Source organism: Arthrobacter sp. HS15c (genome assembly GCF_040812005.1).
GTDB lineage: Bacteria > Actinomycetota > Actinomycetes > Actinomycetales > Micrococcaceae > Arthrobacter.
This window is the reverse complement of the sequence record NZ_JBFOHM010000011.1, coordinates 144941-170192: the sequence shown is the minus strand read 5'-3', so window position 1 is coordinate 170192 and position 25252 is coordinate 144941. Positions and strand designations below refer to the sequence as shown.

General features: G+C 66.6%; 21 protein-coding genes. 10 read left to right on the top strand and 11 right to left on the bottom strand.

Going from position 1 to position 25252, the window contains the following annotated elements; all coding sequences use genetic code 11:
* Positions 1-69: 69 nt before the first annotated feature.
* Positions 70-822 (top strand): ArsR/SmtB family transcription factor, encoded by a 753-nt coding sequence (locus tag ABV518_RS18715; protein WP_367769998.1) that lies wholly within the window; start codon positions 70-72, stop codon positions 820-822.
* A 116-nt stretch (positions 823-938) separates the two neighbouring features.
* Positions 939-1838: an SDR family NAD(P)-dependent oxidoreductase gene (locus ABV518_RS18710; RefSeq protein ID WP_367769994.1), complete on the top strand. Its 900-nt coding sequence runs from the start codon at positions 939-941 to the stop codon at positions 1836-1838.
* Between the two features lie 21 nt (positions 1839-1859).
* Here ABV518_RS18710 and ABV518_RS18705 read toward each other — a convergent pair whose 3' ends face one another.
* Positions 1860-2597 carry a VOC family protein gene (locus ABV518_RS18705; protein WP_367769991.1) on the bottom strand — a complete coding sequence of 246 codons (738 nt, stop codon included), beginning with the start codon at positions 2595-2597 and terminating at the stop codon, positions 1860-1862.
* A 154-nt stretch (positions 2598-2751) separates the two neighbouring features.
* On the opposite strand from ABV518_RS18705, the gene ABV518_RS18700 reads away from it, so the two are divergent.
* Entirely contained in the window at positions 2752-3054 is a 303-nt protein-coding gene (locus ABV518_RS18700) for a putative quinol monooxygenase (RefSeq protein WP_367769989.1), read from the top strand.
* Between the two features lie 79 nt (positions 3055-3133).
* Here the strand turns inward: ABV518_RS18700 and ABV518_RS18695 are convergent, their stop codons facing one another.
* Together ABV518_RS18695 and ABV518_RS18690 are read right to left on the bottom strand one after the other, a co-directional pair.
* Entirely contained in the window at positions 3134-4432 is a 1299-nt protein-coding gene (locus ABV518_RS18695; protein WP_367769987.1) for an Nramp family divalent metal transporter, read from the bottom strand.
* Positions 4433-4573: 141 nt separating this feature from the next.
* Entirely contained in the window at positions 4574-5509 is a 936-nt protein-coding gene (locus ABV518_RS18690) for a dihydrodipicolinate synthase family protein (RefSeq protein ID WP_367769984.1), read from the bottom strand.
* 174 nt (positions 5510-5683) lie between these two features.
* On the opposite strand from ABV518_RS18690, the gene ABV518_RS18685 reads away from it, so the two are divergent.
* The gene (locus ABV518_RS18685) at positions 5684-6709 is read left to right on the top strand and encodes a LacI family DNA-binding transcriptional regulator (protein WP_367769981.1); all 1026 of its coding nucleotides are present in this window, start codon (positions 5684-5686) and stop codon (positions 6707-6709) included.
* On the opposite strand, the gene ABV518_RS18680 is transcribed toward ABV518_RS18685, so the two are convergent.
* On the bottom strand, positions 6706-8067 hold the full coding sequence (locus tag ABV518_RS18680) for an MFS transporter (RefSeq protein WP_367769979.1): 1362 nt from the start codon (positions 8065-8067) through the stop codon (positions 6706-6708). The genes ABV518_RS18685 and ABV518_RS18680 overlap by 4 nt on opposite strands.
* A gap of 99 nt (positions 8068-8166) precedes the next feature.
* On the opposite strand from ABV518_RS18680, the gene ABV518_RS18675 reads away from it, so the two are divergent.
* Positions 8167-8547, top strand: coding sequence for an STAS/SEC14 domain-containing protein (locus tag ABV518_RS18675; RefSeq protein ID WP_367769976.1), 381 nt, complete (start codon positions 8167-8169; stop codon positions 8545-8547).
* A 29-nt stretch (positions 8548-8576) separates the two neighbouring features.
* On the opposite strand, the gene ABV518_RS18670 is transcribed toward ABV518_RS18675, so the two are convergent.
* Together ABV518_RS18670 and ABV518_RS18665 are read right to left on the bottom strand one after the other, a co-directional pair.
* Positions 8577-8930, bottom strand: coding sequence for a GNAT family N-acetyltransferase (locus ABV518_RS18670; protein WP_367769973.1), 354 nt, complete (start codon positions 8928-8930; stop codon positions 8577-8579).
* 69 nt (positions 8931-8999) lie between these two features.
* Entirely contained in the window at positions 9000-10196 is a 1197-nt protein-coding gene (locus tag ABV518_RS18665; protein ID WP_367769971.1) for a serine hydrolase domain-containing protein, read from the bottom strand.
* 210 nt (positions 10197-10406) lie between these two features.
* On the opposite strand from ABV518_RS18665, the gene ABV518_RS18660 reads away from it, so the two are divergent.
* Positions 10407-10736, top strand: a complete 330-nt coding sequence (locus ABV518_RS18660; protein ID WP_367769968.1) for a DUF6457 domain-containing protein — start codon at positions 10407-10409, stop codon at positions 10734-10736.
* 45 nt (positions 10737-10781) lie between these two features.
* On the opposite strand, the gene ABV518_RS18655 is transcribed toward ABV518_RS18660, so the two are convergent.
* A complete protein-coding gene (locus ABV518_RS18655; RefSeq protein WP_367769965.1) occupies positions 10782-13109 on the bottom strand; it encodes an FdhF/YdeP family oxidoreductase in 2328 nt (775 codons plus the stop codon).
* A 225-nt stretch (positions 13110-13334) separates the two neighbouring features.
* Between ABV518_RS18655 and ABV518_RS18650 the strand changes: the two genes are divergently transcribed.
* Together ABV518_RS18650 and ABV518_RS18645 are read left to right on the top strand one after the other, a co-directional pair.
* Positions 13335-14531, top strand: a complete 1197-nt coding sequence (locus tag ABV518_RS18650) for a TerC family protein (protein WP_367769963.1) — start codon at positions 13335-13337, stop codon at positions 14529-14531.
* A 91-nt stretch (positions 14532-14622) separates the two neighbouring features.
* Entirely contained in the window at positions 14623-18282 is a 3660-nt protein-coding gene (locus tag ABV518_RS18645; protein WP_367769961.1) for a TM0106 family RecB-like putative nuclease, read from the top strand.
* Positions 18283-18315: 33 nt separating this feature from the next.
* Here the strand turns inward: ABV518_RS18645 and ABV518_RS18640 are convergent, their stop codons facing one another.
* The 4 genes from ABV518_RS18640 to ABV518_RS18625 all read right to left on the bottom strand — a co-directional run bounded on the left by ABV518_RS18640 (position 18316) and on the right by ABV518_RS18625 (position 21703).
* The gene (locus ABV518_RS18640) at positions 18316-18675 is read right to left on the bottom strand and encodes an acylphosphatase (RefSeq protein ID WP_367769958.1); all 360 of its coding nucleotides are present in this window, start codon (positions 18673-18675) and stop codon (positions 18316-18318) included.
* Positions 18676-18679: 4 nt separating this feature from the next.
* Positions 18680-19225 (bottom strand): YceI family protein, encoded by a 546-nt coding sequence (locus ABV518_RS18635; RefSeq protein ID WP_367769956.1) that lies wholly within the window; start codon positions 19223-19225, stop codon positions 18680-18682.
* Positions 19226-19365: 140 nt separating this feature from the next.
* On the bottom strand, positions 19366-20322 hold the full coding sequence (locus ABV518_RS18630; RefSeq protein WP_367769953.1) for a glycosidase: 957 nt from the start codon (positions 20320-20322) through the stop codon (positions 19366-19368).
* 256 nt (positions 20323-20578) lie between these two features.
* Positions 20579-21703 carry an adenosine deaminase gene (locus ABV518_RS18625; RefSeq protein WP_367769950.1) on the bottom strand — a complete coding sequence of 375 codons (1125 nt, stop codon included), beginning with the start codon at positions 21701-21703 and terminating at the stop codon, positions 20579-20581.
* 48 nt (positions 21704-21751) lie between these two features.
* Between ABV518_RS18625 and ABV518_RS18620 the strand changes: the two genes are divergently transcribed.
* Both ABV518_RS18620 and ABV518_RS18615 read left to right on the top strand, forming a co-directional pair.
* Positions 21752-24382, top strand: coding sequence for an ABC transporter (locus ABV518_RS18620; protein ID WP_367769947.1), 2631 nt, complete (start codon positions 21752-21754; stop codon positions 24380-24382).
* A 191-nt stretch (positions 24383-24573) separates the two neighbouring features.
* A complete protein-coding gene (locus ABV518_RS18615; RefSeq protein WP_367769944.1) occupies positions 24574-25224 on the top strand; it encodes a transglycosylase family protein in 651 nt (216 codons plus the stop codon).
* The last annotated feature ends 28 nt before the right edge of the window (positions 25225-25252 follow it).

The following is a 25252-nucleotide window of genomic DNA, read 5'->3' as shown; positions in this document are numbered from 1 at the left end:
CTCAAAGCCGCTAATTTAACACCCTGCAACCCTTGATAGGTGACCATATGGTCACCTATTCTGGGTTGTATGGACGCCGTCTTCAAGGCACTCTCCGACCCCACCCGCAGGGACCTGCTCGATGAGCTCTTCCGCGAGGACGGGCAATCGCTGGGTGCCCTTGAGTCCCGCTTTGAGATGTCCCGTTTCGGGATCGCCAAGCACCTCAGGCTGCTGGAAGAAGCCGGATTGGTGGTGACCCGCCGTCGGGGCCGCCAGAAACTGCACTTCCTGAATCCGGTGCCCATCCGTCTCATCCACGACCGCTGGGTGAGCAAATATGCCGAACCATGGGCCGCTGCGCTCAGCGACCTCAAATCCAGATTGGAAAGTCCCATGGAAAAAATCTTCGAAATCTACATCAAGACCACCCCGGAACGGCTCTGGGAAGCCATCACCACCAGCGAGATCCGGAGCAAATACCAGTTCGGGAACACCATCGAGTCGGACTGGACCCCGGGCGGCCGCTTCGAAATGCGCAACGTCAAGGCCGACGAGCCGCTGGGCGAAGGCGAGAACAAGGAGGTGGACCCGCCCCGGAAGCTCGTCCAGACCATGCGTGCCCTCTGGGGCGAGGACGTCAAGGCCGAGGGCTGGTCCACCATCACCTGGGAAATCGAACCGGTGGGCGATTCCTGCCACCTCACCGTCACGCACAGCGACCTCCGCGAAGGCGCCAACGACCAGCTGTACGGCGGCTGGCCGATGATCCTCTCCGGCCTCAAGACCTGGCTCGAGACCGGCGAGAAACTCACCACACCGGGTTCGCTGATGTACACCTGACGCCCACCCCTGATGCTGGGATATTTCCCCGCCGAGGCATAGCCTGAAAGCACCCGGCAACTCCGCGCGACACCTTCGCGGGCAGGACCACCACCGGGCGTCAGGAGGCGGAGGCGATGGCTTCCATGGAGGGAACCGTGGCGCTGGTGACAGGCGCGGCGGGCGGCCTGGGAAACGCCGTCGCGGCCGGCCTCGCCCGCGAAGGGGCGCTGGTTGTGGTGGTGGGGCGGTCCGAAGCCCGGGCGGAACAGGCGATGCAGGGCATCCGCGCACTTGTTCCGGGCGCTCAACTTGAGCCGCTGGCCTGTGACCTCTCAGTCCAGGCATCGGTCCGTTCTACGGCCGCTGACTTCCTGGCCCGACATGACCGGCTCGACGTCCTCGTCAACGCGGCGGGCGTGTTCCGCAAGGACCGCCACGTCACCGCCGACGGCCTCGAACTGACCTTCGCCACCAACGTGGTGGCCTACTTCCTGCTGACCAACCTGCTGCTTGATGCGCTCAGGCGCGGCGCCGTAGCTGGACGGGGCAGCACCGGAACTGCGAACGGGCCGGCCGCTGGGCTGCAGACGTCCCGCATCGTGAACATCGCGTCCAGATACGGCAACACCAAGCTCAACTTCGACGATCTCCAGACGGCGAACGGCAGTTACAGCTACCTTCGCTCAACGCCGCCCACCATGCTGGCCCGGGTCCTGCTCACCCAGGAGTTCGCGGAGCGACTGCGCGGCTCCGGCGTGGTGGCGAACGCCGTCCACCCCGGGCTCGTCAAGGACACCGCGCTGCTGACGGACGTGGGCGGTCCATTCCGCTGGGTCACAAACACGTTCGGCGCCCCGGCCGAGAAGGCGGCCGACACACCGCTCTGGCTCGCCACCGCGGACGAAACAGCGGACGTCTCCGGAAAGCTCTGGACGAAGCGCAAGGAACTTCCGACGCCGGGCATGGGCTCGGACCCGGAAGCGCGCCAGAGGCTCTGGGACGCGTGCGCGCGCCTGGCCGGACTGCCAAAGTGACAGGAACCCTCGGGCACTGTGTCAGCCCGGGGTGAGGACGCAGAACTCGTTGCCTTCCGGGTCGGCGAGGCACACCCATGGCACTTCGCCCTGGCCGACGTCGGCGTCAGTGGCGCCCAGAGTCCGCAACCGGGCCACCTCGGCCTCTTGGTCGTCACCGGGATACGGCATCAGGTCCAGATGGACACGGTTCCACACGGTCTCCGGGCCGGTGGTACGAAGCAGCTCCAGATACGGCCCCACGCCCTTGGCCGAACGCAGCCTCGCATGGTCGTCGTTCACCTCGTGCAGGGTCCAGTCCGTAGCCTCGCCCCAGAACCGGGCCATGGCCCGCGGATCCGCGCAGTTGACCACCACCGTGGCGATCGGCCCGGTGTCGCGGTAGATCTCCCGGGGCTCAAGGACGCAGAACACGTTGCCTTCCGGGTCGGCCAGGACCGTCCAGGGCACATCGCCCTGGCCCACATCTGCGGGCGTCGCGCCGAGCTCCAACAGGCGCGCGACCAGCTCCGCATGATGGGCCGCAGACGTGGTGGCGAGATCGAGGTGCGCGCGGTACTTAACCGTCTCGGGATCCGGTACGGTGACGACATCGACGCAGACGGCGGCAGGGTCCGGCCAGGTGAAGCCGATGGGCTCAACGTTGGTCACACCGGGCCCCTCGCTGGAAACACCCCAGCCAAGCGTCTCCGCCCAGAACCGGCCGAGGGCTGAGTCATCCCTAGCCTTGAAATTCACCTGAACAAGTCGCAGCGCCATAACGCACGACCCTATCCCAGGTCGTATGCGATCCGGGAGCACACCCCAAGGATTGGTCTGCCCGGCCGCTGACGGCGCCAGCACGGCGATCAAGCCTGGCCGCGCTGCGCGCCCGACCGGTCCGCCGTCGGGGTCGCCGTGCCAGACTGTGCGCATGACTTTCGCGAATGTGGGAACCCTTGAAGTGAAGCCGGGGCGCCGGGATGACGTTGTTGCGGTCCTGGTGAAAGCCAACCCGGAACTCCGGGACGCGGGCTGCCTGCTGTATGAGGTCGGTGTCAACGACGAGTCGCCGGACACGGTCTATGTGTGCGAACTCTGGGAGTCGCAGGAGGCCCACCGCGGATCCCTGCAACTGGCCAGCGTCCGTGCCGCCATCCAGGAAGCCATGCCCCTGCTCACAGGAGTCATGGGCGGGAACCGGTTCATGGTGGCCGGATCACCGTTGCGCGGCTGACTCAGGCAGCAAAGCGGCGATGCCCGAGTTGGGGCATCGCCGCTTGGTGCCGAATTATTCTGACCCGGCCTGGTTGACCCTAGCCGAGCAGGGTGGTGATCAGCCTGAATGACGACGCGACGATGGCGACGAGCCCGACGGCGGCAAACAGGTTATGCCACCAGCGGTTGCGGAGGTCCCCCATGACGGAACGCTTGTTGGCCATCATGACGATCAGGATGCCGAGCAGCGGTGCGATAAGGACCGTGAGGGACTGGGCGATGACGATCAAGCCTACTGGCGAGGACTGGAACGAAAGGGTGATGACCAGGCCGAAGGCAAGAATCAGGCCGGTGACGATCCGGGCCGCGATGGACCCCGCCTTGGCGCCGCGGCCGAGGGCGTCGGAGAGCATGGTGCCCCCGGCGGTGGCGTTGGCGATCATGGAGGAGAACGCCGCCCCGGAGAGGCCAAGGGCAAAGAGCATGGACCCGACAGGACCTGCCAGGGGCGTGAAGACGGAGGCGAGGGCATTGATGGTTCCTGCCTCGGCTCCCGTCTTGCCCAGGACCGAAGCGGCCACCATGATGACCAGGGCTGTCATGATGCCGGGGGCAACGATGCCGGGGATGGTGTCAACCAGCGTGATGTCCCGGTAGTCGGCGCGCGTACGGCCGTTTTCCTTGATGCCGTAGGAGGTGTAGAAAGCGGCGTTGATGGAGAAGTTGGTACCCACCAGTGCCACGATCAGTATCTCGCTCCCCGGAGGCAGCTGCGGGACCATCCCTTCCATCGCCTGGTACCAGTCAGGCTTGGCTACGACGGTGCTGGCAATGAACGCGATTCCCATCAGGACGACGATGGCCAGGAGTGCCTTCTCCACGATCCCGTATACGTTTTTGAAAGCCAGGACAATGGCCACCGCCGCCGTGCAGACAACAGTCCAGAGCACCGGCGAACCGCCGAATACCAGGGAAAGTCCCAGTCCGGAGCCCACGGCATTGCCCACCGAGAACATCAGGGTGATGCCGAAGACGCCGAAGCCGGCGAGGATGCCAACCCATTTGCCGAGGTGTTCCTTGATTGAGGTGATCAGCGACGTTGGGGTGGCGATGCCGAGCCGGACACTCATGTCCGTGAAGAAGATCATGAGGACGGTGGACACGGCGATGACCCAGACCAGTGTGTAGTCGAACCGGCTGCCGGCCTGAACGGCGGTGGTGAGGTTGCCTGGCCCAAACTGCCAGGCGCCCACCACGAACGCCGGCCCCATCAGTGCCAGGTATCCAAGGAAAGACCGGCGTTTGGCAGGTGGGTTGGAAAGTGAAGTGCTTTCGGGGCTGACCATCTGACCTCGTTGTTCGTCCAGGGTGTGGATGGTCCTATTCTGCTCTCGCATGGCGAGTCCTCCTTCTCCAGCTCCGATGCTGGGGGTCGTCGTTGACCAGGTTGGAGATCAAAGTTGGGGGCCGGGATGGCGGGCCAGTGCCCGCCATCCCGGGGGATCCTGGGATCGGGTCAGCCAGATCGGCCGGCCGGATCAGGCAGAAACGGTGACGCTGCCGAGGTTGGCGGACTGGAGGGCCAGGGCGATTTCCGCGCCGGCGCCCTCTGCGAGCGGCAGCAGCGGCGGCCGGACGGTGGCGTGGTCCAGGATGCCGCGGGCCACGAGGCCTTCCTTGAGGGCGACTGTGCCTTCCATGTGCGATCCGCGGTGGTAGACGTTTTTGGTGACCGGCAGCAGGCGGTCGTGGATCGCGCGGGCGGCCGCGTAGTCCTTCGCCTTGCCGGCGGCGATCAGTTCCACCAGGGGCTCGGGTGCGAGTCCGCCGTAGCCAACCAGTGCGCCGTCAACGTCGAACATGGTGTGCAGCAGGTACTCATCGTGGCAGGTCAGGATCTGCAGGTCGGGGTAGGTTGCCCGCAGGACGGGGATTTCAGTGTCCCAGCGCTTCATGTTGCGGACGCCGTTCTTGGTGGCGAAGACGCCCTCCTGGCCGGCGATTTCCAGCTGGGTCTCCAGGTCGTAGGTTGCCTTGGTGGCGTCCGGGTACTGGAACAGGATCAGCGGCAGGCCGGACGTTTCGTAGATTTCCTTGTAGCGCGTCTGGGGTGCGCCTTTCTGGTAGCCGAAGCGGAGCCAGCCGTGGGACGGGTAGACCAGGCCGGCCTCGGCGCCGGCCTCGACTGCACGCTTGGCTTCGAGGGCAGCGACAGTGTTGCCCTCGCCGGTGATGCCGGCGATGATCGGGATCTCGCCGTTGACGGCGTTCTTGAATTCGCGGATAACCAGGGCCTGCTCGTCCTGCGTCAGGAAGGTGCCTTCGCCGGCGTGGCCCAGGACAACCAGGCCCTTGACGCCTTCAACGCTGGCGAGCCAGCCGCCCAAGCGGTGGATCGCGTCGACGTCGACGCTTCCGTCGCGGTTGAACGGCGTTACGGGAGCGGGAACCAGCCCGCGGAGATCGATGGTCATGAGAGCTTCCTCTGTCTTGTTGGTCGTCTGTTCCGTCAGTGTTTCTTCTCGTGGTGAGAACGTTTGCGGGAACGTTTTCATTGTGCGGCGTGTTCCAGCTACCGTCAAGGGCCAGTTGTGAAAGACGGAGGAAATAGAGTGTCTCCTAGGACAATCGCGAAGAGGAGACCCCACATGGAACCGGTCGCACCAGGCACCACCGTTACGCTGCGGGATGTTGCCGCTGCCAGCGGGGTGAGCCTGTCCACCGCCAGCCGGGCCCTGGACGAACGGGGCACGGCTTCTCGCTCCGCAGCGGCGGAGCACGTGCGGAAGGTGGCAGAGGAACTTGGCTACCGCCGCAACTCCTTCGCGTCGAGCCTGCGCCGTGGCGAGACCCGGACCCTCGGCGTGCTGGTCCCGCGCCTCAGCGACACCGTGATGGCGCTGATGTTTGAAGAACTGGAGCGCGCGGCCTCGGACCGCGGCTACTTCGCCATGGTTGCCACCAGCGGTGACGACCCACACGACGAGCGCCGCGCCGCGGAGACGCTGCTGGACCGCAACGTTGACGGACTGATCCTTGCCACGGCCCGGCTCGACGACGAGCTGCCCAAATTGCTGCGGCAGCGGAAGGTGGCACACGCGCTGGTGCTGCGTACCGACGGCGTGAGCCCGTCAGCGCTCGGCGACGACGAAGTGGGCGGCTACTTGGCCACGCGCCACCTCATCGATCTTGGGCACCGCGATATCGCGGTGGTCACCGGTCCGTCCTTCACCTCCACCGGAACGGCCCGCCTCGCCGGCGCGCGGCGGGCGATGGCGGAGGCCGGCATCACGCCGCGGCAAGAGTGGCTGCTGGCGGCCGGCTACGGAATAGAAAACGGGTTCGCGGCCGGGGAAACCCTGCTGGGCGGCGACGGCCCGCGCCCCACCGCCATTTTCGCCGCCAACGACAACCTCGCCATGGGCGTCATCGCGGCCGCGCACCGGTGCCAGGCCATCGTGGGACGGGACCTCGCACTGGTGGGTTACAACGACATTCCCCTCTCGTCCCGGCTCGCCACTCCCCTGTCCTCCGTGCGGGTGCCGCTGGACCAGGTTGCCGGCAACGCGATCGACCTCATCGTGAATCCCGGCAAGGAACCACAGATCCGCAAGTCCATGCCCACGCTGATTCCACGCGAATCGAGCGGGTCCCCGCAGCACCGCAAGGATTAGACCGCCCGCTGCCGCCACAGCAGGGTCACGCCGAATGCCACGGCGCTCAGCACCAGCATGGCAAGCACCATGAGTCCCCAGCTGGCCTGGTCCACCCCGCCGCCGGCGAATACGCCGATGAGAACTGTGGCGGTAATGGCGCCCACGTAGCGGCAGGTCTGGTAGATCCCGGCTGCCACACCGCGCTCCTGCGGCCTGACGGAGAGAAACATGCCCTGGTTGGACGCGATCCCCACCGTCCCGTACGGGATGCCCATCAGGGTGGTGAGCGCCAGGACCAGCGGAATGGCCAGGGATCCGGTCAGCAGCCACATCAGCGCGGCCACCAGGGTGAGAAGCACGACGCCGGCAATCAGCACGCGCCGGACGCCGAATTTGCCCATGGCCCGGACAGCCCACGGCGTGGCCAGCACGGACGTCGCGGCCAGCGGCAGCATCAGCAGCCCCACCAGTGCGGGGTCATAGCCGCCGGCTTCCTGCAGCAGCTGCGGCAGGCCGAAAAACACAAAGTAGTACACGCTGCTGAACACGGCGAACCCCAGGTAGATCAGCATCAGCGGCCGGTTCCGGCCGAGCAGCCGCAGGTCCAGGAACGGCGGGTTGAAGCGGAGTTCACGCCACACAAACAGCGCCGCGATGGCCGTACCGGCGCCGAGCATCCACCAGCGGTACCCCGGGGCTACGTCCAGCAGCGCCATCATGACCAGCAGGAGCGAACCGACGAAGCCGGTAATACCGGGAATGTCCGAATCCTTGACGAGCTGGGCCAGGCTCCCGCGCTCGCGGACGCCGTCCGCCGGGGCCACCTTCCGCACGATGAAGAGGGCGGCGAGCGCAAGCGGGACGTTGACCAGGAACAATGCCTCCCAGCCCACCTGGCCCACCAGCAGGCCGCCGGCTACGGGCCCCACCGCCGCGGCGGAGGTGTTTGCCATCTGGATCCGGCCGAGCGGCCGCGAGGATTCCGTGCCGGCCCGCTGGGAGATTGCCCCGATCATCACCACCGCGCTGGGGTAAGCCGTGGCGGTACCCAGTGCCATCACGGCACGGGCAACGCAGAGCAGCGCAAAATTGGGCGAGAACGGAGCGAGCGCGCACGTGACAGCCACGGTGCCCATGCCCAGCATGAACATCCGCCGTGGCCCGAACCGGTCCGCCAGCCTGCCCATCAAGGGCTGCCCGGCGGCGGAGGCGAGGTAGAAGGATGTGATCACCCAAGTGACCGTGGCGACGTCGAGCCCGAAGTCCGCGCGCAGGACCACCAGTGCGACGGCGATCATGGAGGAGTTCAGCGGGTTCAGCGCGGTGCCGAGGCTAAGGCCTGCCACCGCCAGACCGGTCCGGGGTTTGTTGCTCACGGAAACAGTCTGGCGTAAAGGTCTTTCAATCTGCGATTTTTGTGACCGGGGCCGCGGCGAGGACTAGTATGTGCTCAACTGAGACTCCTGGGGGCAGCAGTGGAACCGATCACGGTCGATGGCGGCAAAGGCACGGTAGACCTTGAGGATGACAGGTACATCCACCTGGTCTGGAACCGCAGTGTCCGGATCGAGGAAGTGGACGCGCACGCGGCGATGTCAGCCGTAAACGTTGTCGCCGACGGCAGTGAGTATCCGATGCTGGTCGATATGGCCACCACCGAGTCTGTGAGCCGCCAGGCCCGGGCCGTTTTCTCCATTCCGTGCGCCGCGTCACGGATCGCCCTGCTGGGCTCAAGCCCGGTTGACCGCGTCCTCGCCAACTTCTTCCTCAGCCTGCACGTCCCGCCCTGCCCCACCCGCTTCTTCACGTCCCGGGACGACGCCATGACCTGGCTGCTGGAAACGCAAGCTACATAGGCTGGGACGTACTGACTTGGCTGCGGACCCTACGCCCGGGCGCGCGGCGCCAGTGCGTCGTTCAGGAAGTCCAGGTGCGCCGGAGCAATGGAGGCGGTATCGCCGGCATACTCAGGGTTTTTGGTGATGTATTTCTTGATGAACGGGCACACCGGCACAATCCGGAAGCCAGCGTCGACGGTCTCGTCAAGCGCTACGGCAGCGAGCTTGCCCGCAAGGCCCTGCCCGCCGTATTCCTCATTGATCACCGTGTGGTAGAAAATCCGCTGCGGCGACGTGCCGCCGTCGTAATCCTTGTACACCGCCTTGCCGATCACATTGCCGGCCACCAGCACTTCAAAACGCTCGCGGTCAGGGTTGTGGCGGATGGTGACGTCATTCATCGAAGATCTCCTCGGTTCGGCTTCTGGTACAGCCTAACCTCGGAACCCCTGGTCTTGTTTCGTCGACGGCTAGCAGGCCAGGTTCAGCGCCTCCACGGCCGCCTGGGCCATTTCGAGCGATTGCGGATCCCCGAAACCAACCAGATCCGGCCTGGGCGCACGGGCCACCGCCATGGCGATCTGCCGGGATCCGTCGGCGCTGATCAACGCAAGCGCAGCGTAGCCCCGCACTACGCCGACATTGCCGAAGTAGTCGTTGTTTGAGCACGAGTCGTACTGCCTGACAACACCGAGGCCGTATTGTTCAAACTTCGGGTGGTGCATCTCTTCCACGCTTTGGCGGGTCAGCAGGCCGCCCTTCTGCAGGACAGCGAAAAAGGCGTTGAGTTCGGGGACGGTGGAAACCATCCCCGTGTCGGGTGACTCCATGTGGAAAGGACTGAGCGTGTTGTCCTCCAAAACCCTCGTTTCAGACTGGGTGTAGCCGTGGACCATCCGCTGCGGGCCCGGCTCATCCCCCGTCATCAGGGTGTCCTGCAGCGCCAGGGGCATCACCGTGTCGTCGTGAATGACCGCACCCAGGTCCTTCCCCCGCAGCTTCTCCACGAGCAGGGCCAGCGCCGAATAATTGGTGGCGGAGTAGCTGAACAGGCTGCCCGAACCACCGGTCCATCGGACCGTGGCAGCTGCAGCCAGCCGCTCTTCATGGCTCATTCGTTGGTCCCCTGCCTTGCCCATCGTCTGAAGGGCGTCCCAGTAGTCGGGCATCCCGGACCGGTGACTGAGGAGGCTGCGAATGGTGATGGGCCCGGGCGGCTTGATGATGCTTTCGAAGTCCGGCAGGTACTTCTGGATGGGGTCATCCAGCCGGACTTTGCCTTCCTCCACCAGCTTCATGACCGACACCGCCACCATTGACATGGTGATGTCTCCAACATGTGTCTGGTCGGTCAGCTGCACCGTTTCATTGGTGTCGAGGTTCCGGACCCCCTCGGCCGAGGCCCAGTCCCCCACCCGGGACTTGATCTGGATGATGACGGCGGTCGCTCCCCCGGCGCGCAGGTCCGCGCTGTACTTTTCCAGCACGGCGGCGAAGGCCGGTACCGCCCGTTCCGAAGTGGTGGCCGTGGGCGCCTGGGCCGTCTGCGATTGCTGGTCGGGCGGGTCCGGGGCGCTGGTGCAGCCAGCGAGCGAGGCCACCAGCACAGCAGCAGCGAGAGCGGCCGCGAGGCGGAAGGCGCTGAAACCATCAACGGCTGCCTGCATCCCATGTCCCTTCAAGGGGGCCGGTCAGCAACTGGACTCCCGAGAGACCGCCAGCCGCACCGGCACCTCCGATATTCCTCAAGGCCGGAGGGGGTGTCAAGGACCAGCGGCAGCCCGGTGACTTAGGCCGCCGGCCCTTGTAGTGTCGTGGGCACGGGGCAACGAGTCCCTGCCGCCTGACACCAGCGGACCAGCAACCAAGGAGAGAAGATGGCCGTCAACGACGACGAAGCACAGATCCTGGACCAGTGGACCCAGCGGCTGACACAGGCGCTGCAGATCCTGGACCTGGAGGTGGACCAGGATCTGCTCCTTGACCTGGCACGGAAGTCCGCCGGCTCGGTAATCCATGCCGCGGCCCCGGTGACCACGTTCCTCGTGGGCTACGCAGCGGGGCTTGCGGCCGGCAACGGCAGTGCCGGGTCCAAGGACGCGTCCGCTGCAGCAGTTGCCCAGGCGGCCGACGTCGCGTCCCGGCTGTGCGATGACGGGCACGACGGCGGCCCGGCAGCTACGGGGTGGGCCGACACCGCGCAATAGGGACGCCGGGGTCTCCACCAGCGGTTCTGGCCGGCAGCAGGCGGGCTACCCCGCAGCCGTCGGCTCCTCGACGAACGCCAAAACCGGCTCCAGCCGAACGATCACGGCCTTGGACACGGGCGTCTGGCTGCCCTCGGCCACGCTGTCCAGAGGCACCAGAACGTTGGCTTCGGGATAGTAAGCCGCCGCACAGCCGCGGGCCGTGGGGTAGGACACCAGCCGGAAGTTCCGCAGCACCCGTTCCACGTTGTCCGCGTACACGCCGTGGACATCAACGTGCTGCCCGTCGGCCAGGCCCAGTTCCGCCAGGTCCTCGGGGCTGACGAACACCACGTCGCGGCCCTTCCTGATGCCCCGGTAGCGGTCGTTGTGCCCGTAGATGGTGGTGTTGAACTGGTCGTGCGAGCGCATGCTCTGCAGGATCAGCGTCCCGGCGGGCCGCTCCACGTGCTCCAGCTCGTTGACCGTCAGTATCGCTTTGCCAGTGGGCGTGCTGAAGGTCCGCGAATCCCGCGGGCCGTTCGGCAGCACAAAGCCGCCGTCCTGCCGGATCTTCCGGTTGTAGTCCTCGCAACCCGCCACAACGTGGGAGATGTGCTCACGGACCAGGTCGTAGTCCTTTTCGAAACCCGCCCAGTCGGCGTGGACCGAGTCCCCCAGCACGTGCTGCGCCAGCCTGCTGACGATGGCCACTTCGGAGAGCAGCCCGGGCGCTACCGGATCCACCGTCCCGTGTGAAGCGTGCACGGCGCAGACGGTGTCCTCCACCGAAACGAACTGCGGTCCGGTTTCCTGGACGTCGATCTCGGTGCGGCCCAGGGTGGGCAGGATCAGCGCTTCGGCGCCGGTTACTGTGTGCGAGCGGTTGAGCTTGGTGGAAATCTGCACCGAAAGCGCCGTGTTCTCCATCGCCGCGAAGGCCGCGTGGGTGTCTGAAATGGCTCCCACGAAGTTGCCGCCGAGGCCCACAAAAACCGAGATGCCGCCGTCGCGCATTTGCCGGACGGTTTCCACCGCATCCACGCCGTGCTCACGGGGCGGATCGAAGCTGAATTCCTTGCCCAGCGAGTCCAGGAAGGCCGGCGGCATCTGCTCCCAGATGCCCATGGTCCGGTCGCCCTGGACGTTGCTGTGGCCGCGGATGGGCGAGGCGCCGGCGCCGGGCTTGCCGATGTTGCCGCGAAGCAGCAACAGGTTGATGATCTCCTTGATGGTGGCCACGCCCTTTTTGTGCTGGGTGATGCCCATGGCCCAGGTGATGATCACCTTCTCGGCCCGCAGGTACCGGTCGGCGAGCTCGTCGATCTCCTCGACCCGCAGACCGGTGGCCTCCAGGACGGCGGCTTCATCCAGGCCCGCCAGATGCGCTTTCAGTTCCTCCAGCCCCTCGCAGTGCTCCTCGAGGAAGGCGCGGTCCAGGACAGTTCCCGGCGCCGCAGCCTCGGCGTCAAGCACCCGCTTGGAAACAGCCTGCAGGAGGGCCATGTCGCCGCCGATCCGTACCTGCATAAACTGGTCCGCCAGGTCGGTGCCGCGGCCGATGATCCCCTTGACCGTCTGCGGGTTCTTGTAGCGCATCAGCCCGGCCTCCGGCAGCGGATTCACCGCCACAATACTGGCGCCCGCCTCCTTGGCCTCCTCCAGCGCGGTCAGCATCCGGGGGTGGTTGGTGCCCGGGTTCTGGCCCATGATGATGATCAGGTCCGCCTTGGCGAAGTCATCGTAGGAGATGGTGGCCTTGCCGATCCCGATGGTCTGCCCCATCGCCCAGCCCGAGGATTCGTGGCACATGTTGGAACAGTCCGGCAGGTTGTTGGTCCCATACGCGCGGACGAACAGCTGGTAGAGGAACGCGGCCTCGTTGGAGGTCCGGCCGCTGGTGTAGAACGTGGCCTGGTCCGGGCTCGCGAGTCCCTTGAGCTTGTCCGCGGCGATGGTGAAGGCCTGCTCCCAGCTCACGGGGCGGTAGTGGTCCTCCCCCGCCGGCTTGTACACGGGTTCGGTGAGGCGCCCCTGCATCCCCAGCCAGTATTCGGAACGTTCGCGCAGCTCGCTGACCGGGTGTTCGGCCCAGAACCCGGAACCGATCACCACCGGCGTGGCTTCCCACGTGACCGCCTTGGCACCGTTTTCGCAGAACTCGAAGGTCTTGCGGTGGCCGGGGTCCGGCCACGCGCAGCTCATGCAGTCGAAGCCGTCTTTCTGGTTCAGCGCCAGCAGCGTTTTCCCCGCCCTGCCGACGCCCATGTGCTTCAGGGCCGGCTGCATGGAGTGGTAAACACCGGGGACGCCCGCCGCCCATGTCTTGGGATGGCCGCTGACCTCGATCCCGGACTCGTCGGCCTCTTCCACTTTCGGGTTCTTGCGCGTCACGATGCATTCTCCTTGTTCCTGCGGAGACCGGCAACGCGCCGACTTCATCGGCGGACCGGTCACTTTCCACAGTTGTTCAGGGGGCGGGGTAAGTCAAGGAGCCCACCTGCCCCGCGGTGCGGTTCACCGCGTACGACGGCGGCACGTCCGGTCGCGCGGCCGTCGCACCTGCCGCGGCAGCCGGTTTAGGTAGGCTGGAGGAGACTCCGACGAAAGGCCCCCAACGTGGAAGTTTCCTCCATTGTCTGGACCCTGACCATCGCGGGAATTGTTGGCTTGCTGGCCTTCGATTTCTTCTTCCATGTACGGAAAGCCCACACGCCGTCGCTGAAGGAGTCGGCCATCTGGTCCTCCATCTACGTGGGAATCGCGCTCCTCTTTGGACTTGGCGTGCTGATGCTCGGCGGCAGCACCATGGGCACCGAATACTTCGCGGGATACGTCACCGAGAAGGCACTGTCCGTGGACAACCTCTTCGTCTTCCTCATCATCATGGCCAGCTTCCGGGTGCCCCGGGCAGACCAGCAGAAGGTGCTGCTGTTCGGCATCGTCTTCTCGCTCATTGCCCGCACGGCCTTCATCTTCCTCGGCGCTGCCCTGATCAACAGCTTCGCCTGGGTGTTCTACATCTTCGGCCTGATCCTGCTGATCACCGCGGGCAACCTGCTCAAGCCAGACAACCACGACGAAGAATCCGAAGGCCTGGTGGTCCGGCTCGCCAAGAAGTTCCTGCCGGCGTCGGAACACTACGACGGCGACAAACTCTTCACCATGGAGAACGGCAAACGCGTCCTCACCCCGATGCTCCTGGTCATGGTGGCCATCGGCGGCACGGACATCCTCTTCGCGCTGGACTCCATCCCCGCAATCTTTGGCCTGACCCAGAACGTGTACATCGTGTTCACGGCCACGGCGTTCTCCCTGATGGGCCTGCGCCAGCTGTTCTTCCTCATCGACGGCCTGCTGGACCGCCTGATCTTCCTCTCTTACGGGCTCGCAGCGATCCTGGGCTTCATCGGTGTGAAGCTCATCCTGCACGCCCTGCACGAGAACAACCTGCCGTTCGTCAACGACGGCCAGCATGTCAACGTGGTGGAAGTCAGCACCGGGGTATCCCTCACCGTCATCCTGGGTGTCCTGGTTGTCACCGTCCTGGCGTCCATCTTCAGCCCCAAGGGCAAGGCGAAGAACGCGGTGTCCGGCGCCAAGCGCCACGCCACCGACTACCTGGACCTCAACTACGAGACGGACATGGCGGAACGGGACAAGATCTTCGCCCGGATGGTCCGGGAGGAGGACCAGATCCGCAAGCTTCCCGAGAAGTACAAGCGGCTCATCCGCAACGAGACCGAGTTCCTGCAGCTGCTCCGCAGCGCCCATGCCGAGCACGACAAGGCCCAGGTGCGGGCGGCGGAGGGATAACGCCGGGGCTATTGTCAGCCCCTCTTGCTAGATTCAAACCAAGGCCAGGGGAACCGTCCTCCGGCCAAGGCCAGTCAATGGGGAGGCCCCCGTGTTCCTGCTCGATCCTGCCAGCGATGGTCCCGGCCGTGGTGCGGCGCCGGACCTGGTGTTCTCTGCCAGCGACCTCGTGGCCGCCAGCGAGTGTGAGTACCGCACGCTCCGGATCCTGGATGAGAAGCTGGGCCGCTCGCCCAAGGCCGAGTTCCCCGACGACGAGATGCAGCGCCGCGCCGGCGCCCTGGGCGACAAGCACGAGGCCAAGGTCCTGGCTGGCCTGATCGCACAGTACGGCGGGTGGGACGCCAGCCGCGGCGCCGGCGTGTTCACGATCGAGCGGGGCCAGAACGTCCGGGCAGACCTGGTGGCCAAGCAGGCCGAAACGGAACTCGCGCTCCGGGCCGGGGCGGACGTGGTGTTCCAGGCAACCTTCTTCGACGGCGAGTTCCTGGGCTACGCCGACTTCATCGTCAACGAGGCCGCCGGCACCGGCAACCCGGGACGCTACGAAGTATGGGACACCAAGCTCGCCCGGCACGCGAAGGTGGGCGCCCTCCTGCAGCTTGCCGCCTACGGCGACCAGCTCATCGGCATGGGCCTGGAACCTTCGCCCCGGGTCACGCTGGTGCTGGGCGCAGTGGTCGACGGCGACTACGTCCGCAGCCACCACTCCCTGCCGGACCTGCTGCCGGTTTTCCGCGAACGCCGCGACCACTTCCGCGCCCTGACCGCGGCGCACCGGGAGGGCGGTTCCGCGGTGCAGTGGCTGCAGCCCGGCATCAGCTGCTGCGGGCGGTGCAATTATTGTGCCGAACAGGTCCAGTCCCACCGCGACCTCCTGATGGTCGGCGGGATGTCCACCCTCCGCCGGAAGAAACTCATTGCCGACGGCGTCACCACCATCGACGCCCTGGCCGACCTTCCACCGGACCAGGCCACCGGTTCGCTGGCCAGGCTCCGCGACCAGGCCCGGATGCAGCTGGGCCGCGACACTCCGGACGGATCACGGACCTTCACCAAGGACGGCGAAGACCACACCGTCACGTTCAAGGTGCTGCCCCAGAACGCACTCCGCAGCATCCCCGCGCCCAGTCCCGGCGACATCTTCTTCGACTTCGAAGGCGACCCGCTCTGGCAGGACCCGGCCACCAGCCAGTGGGGACTGGAATACCTGTTCGGCGTGATCGAGGCTCCGGATGCTGCCGCCCTGGCGGCCGGCAAGCCGGTGTTCCGTCCGTTCTGGGCGCATTCCCGTTCCGGGGAACGGCAGGCCTTCCTGGACTTCCTCGCCTATGTCGAAGAACGCCGCTCCCGGTACCCCGACATGCACGTCTACCACTACGCTGCCTACGAAAAGTCGGCGCTCCGGAACCTGTCGGTGACGCACCTGGCGGGCGAGGACACCGTGGACAACTGGCTCCGCGAAGGGGTGCTCGTGGACCTCTACGCCACGGCCCGCCACTCGCTGCGGATCTCCGAACCGTCCTACTCCATCAAGAAGCTCGAGCCGCTCTACATGGGTGACAACCTCCGCTCCGGCGATGTGAAGGACGCCGGGGCCTCGGTGGTGGCCTATGCCGCCTATTGCGCAGCCCGCGACGACGGAGACGGCGCGAAGGCCGCAGAGGTCCTGGCCTCAATTTCCGACTACAACGAGTACGACTGCCTTTCCACCCTCCGCCTCCGCGACTGGCTGTTAGGGCTCCGTGGTGCCGGTAGCGGCTCACTGAGCCAGGACGGCGGCCGTGACGAAGGAGCGCACGACGCCAGCGCCCAGGTGCCGCTGTGGCCTGGCGTCCCGTCCAACACGCCGGAGGCGGAACCAACGCCGGAGGAGCTCAAGCTGCGCGAGTACCTGGCGGGCCTGCCGGACACCCGGCCGTGGACCGCCGACGAGCGTGCCATCGCCATGGTGGCCGCCGCCACCGGCTACCACCGCCGTGAACGGAAGCAGTTCTGGTGGGAGCACTTCGACCGCACCGAGTCCGAGATCGACCACTGGTCGGACCACCGCAATGTGTTTGTGGTGGACTCCGCCGAGGTGGTCACGGACTGGGTGCTGGCCAAACCCACGGTCCGGATGCGCACCCGGGTCCTGCGGCTCAGCGGAACCATGAGTGAAGGCTCTGACTTCAAGCCCGGGAGCACCTGGTGCCGGCTCTACGATTCGCCCGTGCCCGACGGCCTGGAGGATGCGCAGGGAAACCTGCTGGCGCGCGGCTTTAGCTTCGGCACCCTGGTCACCGCCGTTGAGGACCACCCGGACACTCCGGGCAAGACCATCATCACCATTGAGGAAAAGGAGACCGGAAAGGTCCCCGCGTACCCGCACTTCCCGGTGGCGCTGACTGAGGACCAGCCGGTCCGCACGGCCAGCATCGAGGCCGCCCTTGCCGAACTGGCCCAGTCCGTGGGGGCATCCGTGCCCCGCTTGCCCGAGCACCCGGGCGTGGACATCCTCCGCAAGGCTCCGCCGCGGTTCCGTTCACTGTCCGGTCCTGCCGCCGTCGGAAAGGACAGCTCCGGCGCGGCCGACTACGTCACGGCCATCACCACGTCCCTGCTGGACCTTGACCGTTCCTACCTCGCTGTCCAGGGACCTCCGGGCACCGGCAAGACCTACGTCGGCTCCCATGTGATTGCCCGGCTGATCGCGGAGGGCTGGAAGATCGGCGTCGTGGGCCAGTCCCACGCCGTGGTGGAGAACATGCTGTGCACCGCCATTGAAACCGCTGGGGTTGATCCGGACCGGGTGGCCAAGAAGCTGTCCACCCCGCACCAGGTTCTGTGGCAGCGCACCTCCGACGACGACGTCGCCGCGTTGCTGGGCTCCCGCGGCGGCTGCCTCGTGGGCGGCACGGCCTGGACCATGACCGGCAAGTCGGTTCCTGCCGGGTCCCTGGACCTGCTGGTCATCGACGAGGCCGGGCAGTTCTCGCTGGCCAACACCCTGGCCGTGGCACGTTCAGCCAAACGCCTCCTGCTCCTGGGCGACCCGCAGCAGCTGCCGCAGGTCACCCAGGGCGCCCACCCGGAACCCGTGGACGAGTCAGCCCTGGGCTGGCTCGCCGCCGGGCACGCCACGTTGCCCGCGGAGCTGGGCTATTTCCTGGCGGACAGCTGGCGGATGCACCCGGAACTGTGCCGTGCGGTGTCCGTCCTGAGTTACGACGGCAAGCTCGAATCGGCGCCGGCGGCCTCCCTTCGTAGCCTGGCCGAGCTGCCTCCGGGAGTGGAAACGGTGTTCGTTGACCACACCGGCAACACCACGGCCTCCGCAGAAGAAGCGGCCGAAGTGGTCAGGCAGGCCCGGCGGCACATCGGGCTGAAGTGGATTGCCGGCGGCGACAAGCCCGCGCGGCCCCTGACGGCCGAGGACGTCCTGGTGGTAGCCGCCTATAACGCCCAGGTCCAGCTGATCCGCCACGCCCTCGCCCAGGCAGGGCTTGACGGCGTGCGCGTGGGGACCGTGGACAAGTTCCAAGGCCAGGAGGCACCCGTGGTGGTGGTGTCCATGGCCTGTTCGGCTGTTGCCGAGGCTCCGCGCGGCGCGGAATTCCTGCTGAATCGGAACAGAATCAACGTCGCGGTGTCCCGCGGCCAATGGCGGGCAGTGATTGTCCGCTCCCCCGAACTCACCAGCTACATGCCGCGGAAACCCGAAGTGCTGGAGCAACTCGGCGCGTTCATCGGCCTCAGCCCGCGGAACTGATCATCTGCCCCGCGGGCATTCCGAAGGCCACTGTCAGCGGGCCCTGAAGCCGCGGAAGGCACCCTCGGCCGCGGAGAGGGTGTCTTCAACCCGTTCCACCCGGCCGGGGGTGTTGTCCGATTTCAGCCAGTCCAGCAGCTCCTGGATCCGGTGTTGCGGCCCTTCGGCAATCACTGACACGGAACCGTCGTCGAGGTTTTTCACCAGCCCCGTCAGGCCCAGTTCCTCGGCCTTGCCCATCGTCCAGAACCGGAACCCGACGCCCTGCACCACGCCGAAGACCCGCGCGGAAAGCCGGATGTCGCCCTCGTCCTGCCCTGCTGAGCCCGGTCCGGCTGAGCCTTGCCCTGACGGGTCCGGTCCTGCGGTGTGCCGTCCTGCCGGAGGTGCCATGACGTCAGGACTGCTTGACCAGCGCAGCTTCGATGTTGATCTTGACCTTGTCGCTGACCAGCAGTCCGCCGGCTTCCAGCGCCGCGTTCCAGGTCAGGCCGAACTCCTTGCGGCTGATCTCGGCTTCCGCGGAGAAGCCCGCGCGGGTGGCCCCGAACGGGTCAACGGCAACCCCCGTGAATTCAACTTCGAGTTCGATGGGTTTGGTAATGCCGCGGATGGTGAGGTCGCCGGTGAGGGTGTAGTCCTCGCCGTCGCCTTCAATTGAGGTGGCGCGAAAGGTCATCTCGGGGAAGGTTTCCACGTCGAAGAAATCCGGGCCCTTGACGTGCCCGTCCCGGTTGGCGTCGCCGGAATCGAAGCTGGCTGTCTTCACGGTGGCGTGCAGCGAGGCCTCGGCCAGCGATTCGCCGATCCGGGCCTCGGCACTGGCATCCGTGAAGCGGCCGCGTACCTTGCTGATGCCCGCGTGGCGGACCGTGAAGCCGATCTCGCTGTGGGACATGTCCAGCGTCCAGACGCCCGGCGTGATTCCTGAGGGAAGAGTCATTTTCCGCATCTCCTAAATGGGTGGAAACCGGTCACAGCGACCAAACCCCACAGTGCGTCACTCTGCAGTTTTTGTCCAGATAGAGGCGGCCAACCCGTCCCGGCGCGGCCCCTATCTGGACAAAAACTCCTCTGGCGGAATCAGTTGATGGTGATGTCCCGCGTGCGGTGGTCGTAGCGGATGGTGACAGCGCCGCCGTCGTGGTGCAGTTCGTGGTTGGGGCCATCGAAGGTGCCAAACGCACCGTAGTTCTCTTCCCAGGAACGGTTCAGCGCGATCTTGAACGTGTAGTAGCCGGCAGGCAGTTCCGCGCTGATCTTCCACTGCTGGGCGACAAAATCAAACGCCATCTGGGCTTCGTCGTACTGCGGAGCCCAGTTCTCGGGGGCGCCCAGGAGCGTGTTGAAGTCGCCTGCAACTGCCACTGCTTCGGGCTGGGGGAAGGTCTCCACGTCCGGTCCCTCAAGCGACGCCGCGACGGAGGCCTCAGACTTCGTCTTCGGGGCAGCCTTACGCGAGCGGACGGCCTTTACAACCGGTTCCACGGCCTCTTCGATGATCTTGGCGGCCTTGCCAACGGCCTCGGCGGCCTTCTTGGCAGGTGCCTTCTTCGCGGGAGCCTTCTTGGCGGGGGCCTTCGCCACGACTTCGTCCGCAGCCTCGGCGTTCTTGACCACTGCGGACTTCCGCGTGGTCCTGGCAGCGGCGACCTTGGCGGGAGCGGCAACCGGTGCAACCGGAACCGGGGTGTCGGCCGGCACGGGGGTTCCGGCGTCGAGCGCGGCGGCAAAAGCGTCGGCATCGGCGAAGGCAACCGTGGCGCGCATCCCGTCCTCGGTGATGGTCCACCCGGAACGGCCCTTGACCAGCCAGCCGGCCTTGACCAGCTTGGCCGTGGCGGAGGTGAGGGTCTTGTGGCCGCGCGGAATCCCGCCGCTGAGCAGCTCGGCCTCGTGCGGGCTGAACGGCACGCGGACGGTGGCCTCAGCGAGCACGCCTCCTGCGTTCAACGCATTACCGGTCCACGTGCCTTCCGTCAGGACATCCAGCACGGATTTGAGTCGAAGGTTGGTGTTGTCTGCGGTGGACTTGGCCATAATTCCCCTTTATAAAGCGATCGGTCTCTAGGCATCTTGCCAACAGCCTGTTAAATCGCACGACTTGAATTGGTTAACTCTGCGTGTCGTGACCGACTATGACGCGAGTTACACCGGAAGTGAGGCGGCAGTCTCGGGTTTGGGGCTGTTTACTCAACCCCGGGGCGCTGAAACGGGCTCCGCCGGTCCCTGCCCGCACACGCTAGCGGCACAAGTGTAGCCGCAGGCTGCGCCGTTGCCTCACAGTGCTACGGGACTAGCCGCGGTTCAGCTCGTCCACCAGCTCGGCTTTCCGCTCTTCGGACGCGAACGACGAGTGGATGGAGTTGGCCGCGAGCCGGGCCCGGTCAAACTCGGAAAGCCCAAAGGCGGCCTCCAGCTGGGCGAAGTTGTCGTCAACGTAGCCGCCGAAGTACGCCGGATCGTCAGAGTTCACTGAGACGTTGAGCCCGGCGGCGAGCATGGCCGGCAGCGGGTGGTCCGCCAGGGTGTCCACGGCGCGGAGCCGGACGTTGGACAGCGGGCAGATGGTCAGCGGAATACGGTCTGCCACGAGCCGCTCCACCAGGTCGGGGTCCTCCATGCAGCGGATGCCGTGGTCGATCCGCTCCACGCCCAGGACGTCCAGCGCCTCGATGATGTACGACGCCGGTCCCTCCTCGCCCGCGTGGGCGGTCAGCCGCAGGCCGGCTTCGCGGGCCTTGGCAAACAGGCGTTCAAACTTCGATGGCGGGTTGCCCACCTCGGCCGAGTCCAGGCCGATAGCACCGATCGGGGCGTTCATGGCCAGCAGTCCGTCCAGGACCTCCAGCGCAGACTCCTCCGACAGATCCCGCAGGAACGCGGCAATAAGCATGGTGGAGATGCCGAAGTCCTTCACGGACGTCGCCAAGGCAGATGCCACTCCGTTGACGCAGGTTTCCAGGCTGATGCCGCGGGACAGGTGCGCCTGCGGGTCCATCATGATCTCCGCATGCCGGACACCGGCGGCGGCGGCCCGGGCAAGGTACGCCCGGGTCATGTCCGCGAAGTCCTGTTCGGTCTGGAGCACGGCCATGTTGGCGTAGTACAGGTCCAGGAAGGACTGCAGGTCGGTGAACTCGTACAGTCCGCGGAGCTCGTCAAGGCCCGAGTAAGGGAGGGTGATGCCGTTGCGTTCGGCCAGTTCGAAGATCAGCTCCGGCTGCAGGGTCCCCTCGATGTGCAGGTGCAGTTCGGCGACGGGGAGGATCCTGACCGCCGTTTCGGCCTCGGGAGCTTCTGCTTCTGAAGGTTCCGTCCCGGGAAGATCCGTCTGGGGAAGATCCGCCTCGGGAAGTTCCGTCTCGGGAAGTTCCGTCTCGGGAAGCGGATCGGCGGCAGTGTCCCGGTAATTGTCCATCGGGTCAGGATATCGCCCGCCGGCCGGTTCACGGCTAGAGTCGGATCAATGCGGAACCCTAAGCAGGCTGACGATCATTCCCTTCCCACTCCCGGCCACCTGGCGGACGGCTTTGTCCGCGTCCGGGGTGCGCGGGAGAACAACCTGCGGAACGTGGACGTGGATGTGCCGCGCGACTCGATCGTGGCGTTCACTGGCGTCTCTGGCTCGGGCAAATCCTCGCTCGCCTTCGGCACCATCTACGCCGAAGCCCAGCGCCGCTACTTTGAATCCGTCGCCCCGTACGCGCGCCGCCTCATCCAGCAGGGCCACAATCCCAAGGTGGAGATGATCTCCGGGCTGCCGCCCGCCGTCGCGCTTCAACAGCGCCGCGGCGCACCCAGCAGCCGTTCCACGGTTGGCACGGTGACCACGCTGTCCAACTCGCTCCGGATGCTGTTTTCCCGGGCGGGCACCTACCCGGCCGGTGCCGAGCAACTGGACTCGGACGCGTTTTCGCCGAACACCGCGGCCGGCGCCTGCCCCGAATGCCACGGCCTGGGCGTCGCGCACACCGTCAGCGAGGAATCCCTGGTCCCGGACCCCACCCTCACCATCCGGGAAGGTGCCATCGCGGCGTGGCCGGGTGCCTGGCAGGGCAAGAACCTCCGCGACATCCTCAGCCACCTGGGCTACGACGTCGACGTACCTTGGCGGAAGCTGCCCCGGAAGCAGCGGGACTGGATCCTGTTCACGGAGGAGCAGCCCGTCGTCGAAGTCACGCCCGAACGCGACCGTGTGGCCAAGCCGTACAAGGGCCGCTTCTGGAGCGCCAAAAGCTACGTCCTGCACACCCTGGCGGACTCCCAGAGTGCGGCCATGCGCGAGCGTGTCCTGGCGTTTATGGAGTCCGGTCCGTGTCCACGCTGCGGCGGCACGGGGCTCCGGCCCGAAGCCCTCGACGTGACCTTCGCCGGCCGGACCATCGCCGACCTCAACGCCGCGCCGATGGTGAAGCTGGCCGAGATCATCCGCCCCACCGCCGGGCTGAAGGAAGCCGGCACCGCGTCACGCCGGCAGTCCTCCGGCGAGGACAACGAGGTGGCTGTGGCCATCACCGCGGACCTCCTGCACCGCATCACCGTGCTGCTGGATCTGGGGCTGGGATACCTGGCGCTGGGCCGCGCCACGCCTACGCTCTCCCCCGGCGAGATGCAGCGGCTGAGGATCGCCACCCAGCTCCGCTCCGGGCTGTTCGGCGTGATCTATGTGCTGGACGAGCCGTCCGCGGGCCTCCATCCGGCCGACGCCGAGCCGCTCCTGGCGGTACTGGACCAGCTCAAGGCCTCCGGCAACTCGGTGTTTGTGGTGGAGCACAACATGGACGTGGTCCGCCGAGCCGACTGGCTGGTGGACGTGGGTCCGCGCGCCGGGGAGGGCGGCGGCGAGGTGCTCTACAGCGGCCCGGTTGCCGGGCTCGCGGCCATTGAGGAGTCGGTGACCCGCCCGTTCCTGTTCGACGGCGGCTCCGGCAGTGGGTCCGACGGCCCTTCCGGAGGCAGCACGTCCGACGGCGGCAACGCGCCACAGCCGGGCACCTCACCGCGTGCGGGCGGTGCCCGTGAGCCCGATGGCTGGCTGAAGCTAGCCGGCATCAGCCGGCACAACCTCAAGGACCTTGACGCCCAGTTCCCGCTTGGCGTTTTGACGGCAGTCACCGGAGTCTCCGGCTCGGGCAAGTCCACCCTGGTCAGCCATGTCCTTGGCGAAGTCGTGGGCTCCGGCCTGAAGACCCACCAGGCACCGCAGCCGGCGGACCCTGACGAGGCGGGCCCGGCTACGCCCCTCTCCGTGGGACCGGTCAACGGCGCAGACCGGATCGACAGGCTGGTCACGGTGGACCAAAAGCCCATCGGCCGCACACCGCGCTCCAACCTGGCCACCTATACGGGGCTCTTCGATGCCGTCCGCAAGGAATTCGCCGCCACGGAGCAGGCCCGGGCTCGCGGTTTCGGCGCCGGGAGGTTCTCCTTCAACGTCGCCGGCGGCCGCTGTGAAACCTGCCAGGGCGAGGGCTTCGTGGCCGTGGAACTGCTCTTCCTCCCGGGCAGCTACGGCCCGTGCCCTGAGTGCGGCGGTTCCCGGTACAACCCCGAAACCCTGGAGGTCACCTATCGCGGCAAGAACGTGGCCGAGGTGCTGCGCCTGACGGTGGACGCGGCCGCCGGGTTCCTGGCCGATATTCCCGCCGCTGCCCGCAGCCTGAAGAGCCTCCGGGACGTGGGCCTGGGCTACCTTCGGCTCGGCCAGCCCGCCACGGAGCTTTCCGGCGGCGAGGCCCAGCGCATCAAGCTGGCCACCGAGCTGCAGCGTGCCCAGCGCGGCCACACCCTCTACCTGCTGGACGAGCCCACCACCGGGCTCCACCCCGCCGACGTCCAACTGCTCATGGCCCAGCTCCATGGCCTGGTGGACAGCGGCAACACCGTGGTGGTGGTGGAACACGAGATGGCCGTGGTGGCCGCCGCGGACTGGGTGATTGACCTGGGGCCCTCAGGCGGGGACGCGGGCGGCCGGATCGTCGCCACCGGAACCGCGGCCGACGTCGCGCGTTCACCGCACAGCCGCACCGCGCCTTACCTGGCGGCGGCACTTCCCCAGCCGGCCACCAGCCAACGCCCAGAAATCATCTCGGTTTGATAACGGACCCGTGATGTCCTAGCGTGAAATACAAGCCCGTAATTCGGGCGACATGAATGCCCGGTGCTGCCTCCACCAGAACTGCCCGGCCGGCAGACACCGAACATGACCTCTAATCGTCAGGGGCGGGCAGTGGCGCGACGACCTCCGGGGACGGATCGAGCGCAGGTGGCCTTCAGGAGCATCACCACATGAAAAACACCACCTTCCGTACTGCCGCACGCCGCGGAGCCACCATCGCCGCCGTCTCAGCGGCAGGGCTTGCGCTATCCGCAACCGCCGCCAGCGCAGCCACCAGCACCTCAACCTGGGACGCCCTGGCGCAGTGTGAGAGCGGCGGCAACTGGTCCACCAACACCGGCAACGGCTACACGGGCGGCCTGCAGTTCAGCGACAGCACATGGGCTGCCTACGGCGGCACCGGCTCCGCAGCCAACGCCACCCGCGAACAGCAGATCGCCGTGGCGGAACAGGTCCAGGCCGCCCAGGGCTGGGGTGCCTGGCCATCCTGCGCGTCCCAGCTTGGCCTGAGCGGCGGGGGCGGCGCGACGGCGGTTGCTCCCCAAAGCGTCCCGGTCGAGAGTGTGCCGGTCCAGAGCGCGCCGACCGTCCAGGCTCCAGCCGTCCAGGCCCCGACGGATGCTGCGGCCGCTTCACAGCATGCCGCGCCCGTTGCCCTGAGTGGCGAGACCTACACGCTTGAGGCGGGCGACACCCTCAGCACGGCCGCCGAAAAACTTGGCCTCGCTGGCGGCTGGCAGAGCCTGGCCGACGCCAACCTGGACACCATCGCCGATCCCGACCTGGTGTTCGAGGGGCAGGTCCTGCAGCTTCCGGCCTAACTGCCCGGACTGAGCATTAACAACGACG

Bases quoted from the DNA above. Each gene is read 5' to 3' on its own strand.
- ABV518_RS18695 (WP_367769987.1), bottom strand. From the start codon at position 4,432: ATGCGAGAGCAGAATAGGACCATCCACACCCTGGACGAACAACGAGGT.
- ABV518_RS18670 (WP_367769973.1), bottom strand. From the start codon at position 8,930: ATGAATGACGTCACCATCCGCCACAACCCTGACCGCGAGCGTTTTGAA.
- ABV518_RS18640 (WP_367769958.1), bottom strand. From the start codon at position 18,675: ATGGCACCTCCGGCAGGACGGCACACCGCAGGACCGGACCCGTCAGGG.
- ABV518_RS18625 (WP_367769950.1), bottom strand. From the start codon at position 21,703: ATGGACAATTACCGGGACACTGCCGCCGATCCGCTTCCCGAGACGGAA.
- ABV518_RS18710 (WP_367769994.1), top strand. From the start codon at position 939: ATGGCTTCCATGGAGGGAACCGTGGCGCTGGTGACAGGCGCGGCGGGC.
- ABV518_RS18715 (WP_367769998.1), top strand. From the start codon at position 70: ATGGACGCCGTCTTCAAGGCACTCTCCGACCCCACCCGCAGGGACCTG.
- ABV518_RS18635 (WP_367769956.1), bottom strand. From the start codon at position 19,225: ATGACTCTTCCCTCAGGAATCACGCCGGGCGTCTGGACGCTGGACATG.
- ABV518_RS18660 (WP_367769968.1), top strand. From the start codon at position 10,407: ATGGCCGTCAACGACGACGAAGCACAGATCCTGGACCAGTGGACCCAG.
- ABV518_RS18630 (WP_367769953.1), bottom strand. From the start codon at position 20,322: ATGGCCAAGTCCACCGCAGACAACACCAACCTTCGACTCAAATCCGTG.
- ABV518_RS18700 (WP_367769989.1), top strand. From the start codon at position 2,752: ATGACTTTCGCGAATGTGGGAACCCTTGAAGTGAAGCCGGGGCGCCGG.
- ABV518_RS18615 (WP_367769944.1), top strand. From the start codon at position 24,574: ATGAAAAACACCACCTTCCGTACTGCCGCACGCCGCGGAGCCACCATC.
- ABV518_RS18705 (WP_367769991.1), bottom strand. From the start codon at position 2,597: ATGGCGCTGCGACTTGTTCAGGTGAATTTCAAGGCTAGGGATGACTCA.
- ABV518_RS18620 (WP_367769947.1), top strand. From the start codon at position 21,752: ATGCGGAACCCTAAGCAGGCTGACGATCATTCCCTTCCCACTCCCGGC.
- ABV518_RS18665 (WP_367769971.1), bottom strand. From the start codon at position 10,196: ATGCAGGCAGCCGTTGATGGTTTCAGCGCCTTCCGCCTCGCGGCCGCT.
- ABV518_RS18685 (WP_367769981.1), top strand. From the start codon at position 5,684: ATGGAACCGGTCGCACCAGGCACCACCGTTACGCTGCGGGATGTTGCC.
- ABV518_RS18690 (WP_367769984.1), bottom strand. From the start codon at position 5,509: ATGACCATCGATCTCCGCGGGCTGGTTCCCGCTCCCGTAACGCCGTTC.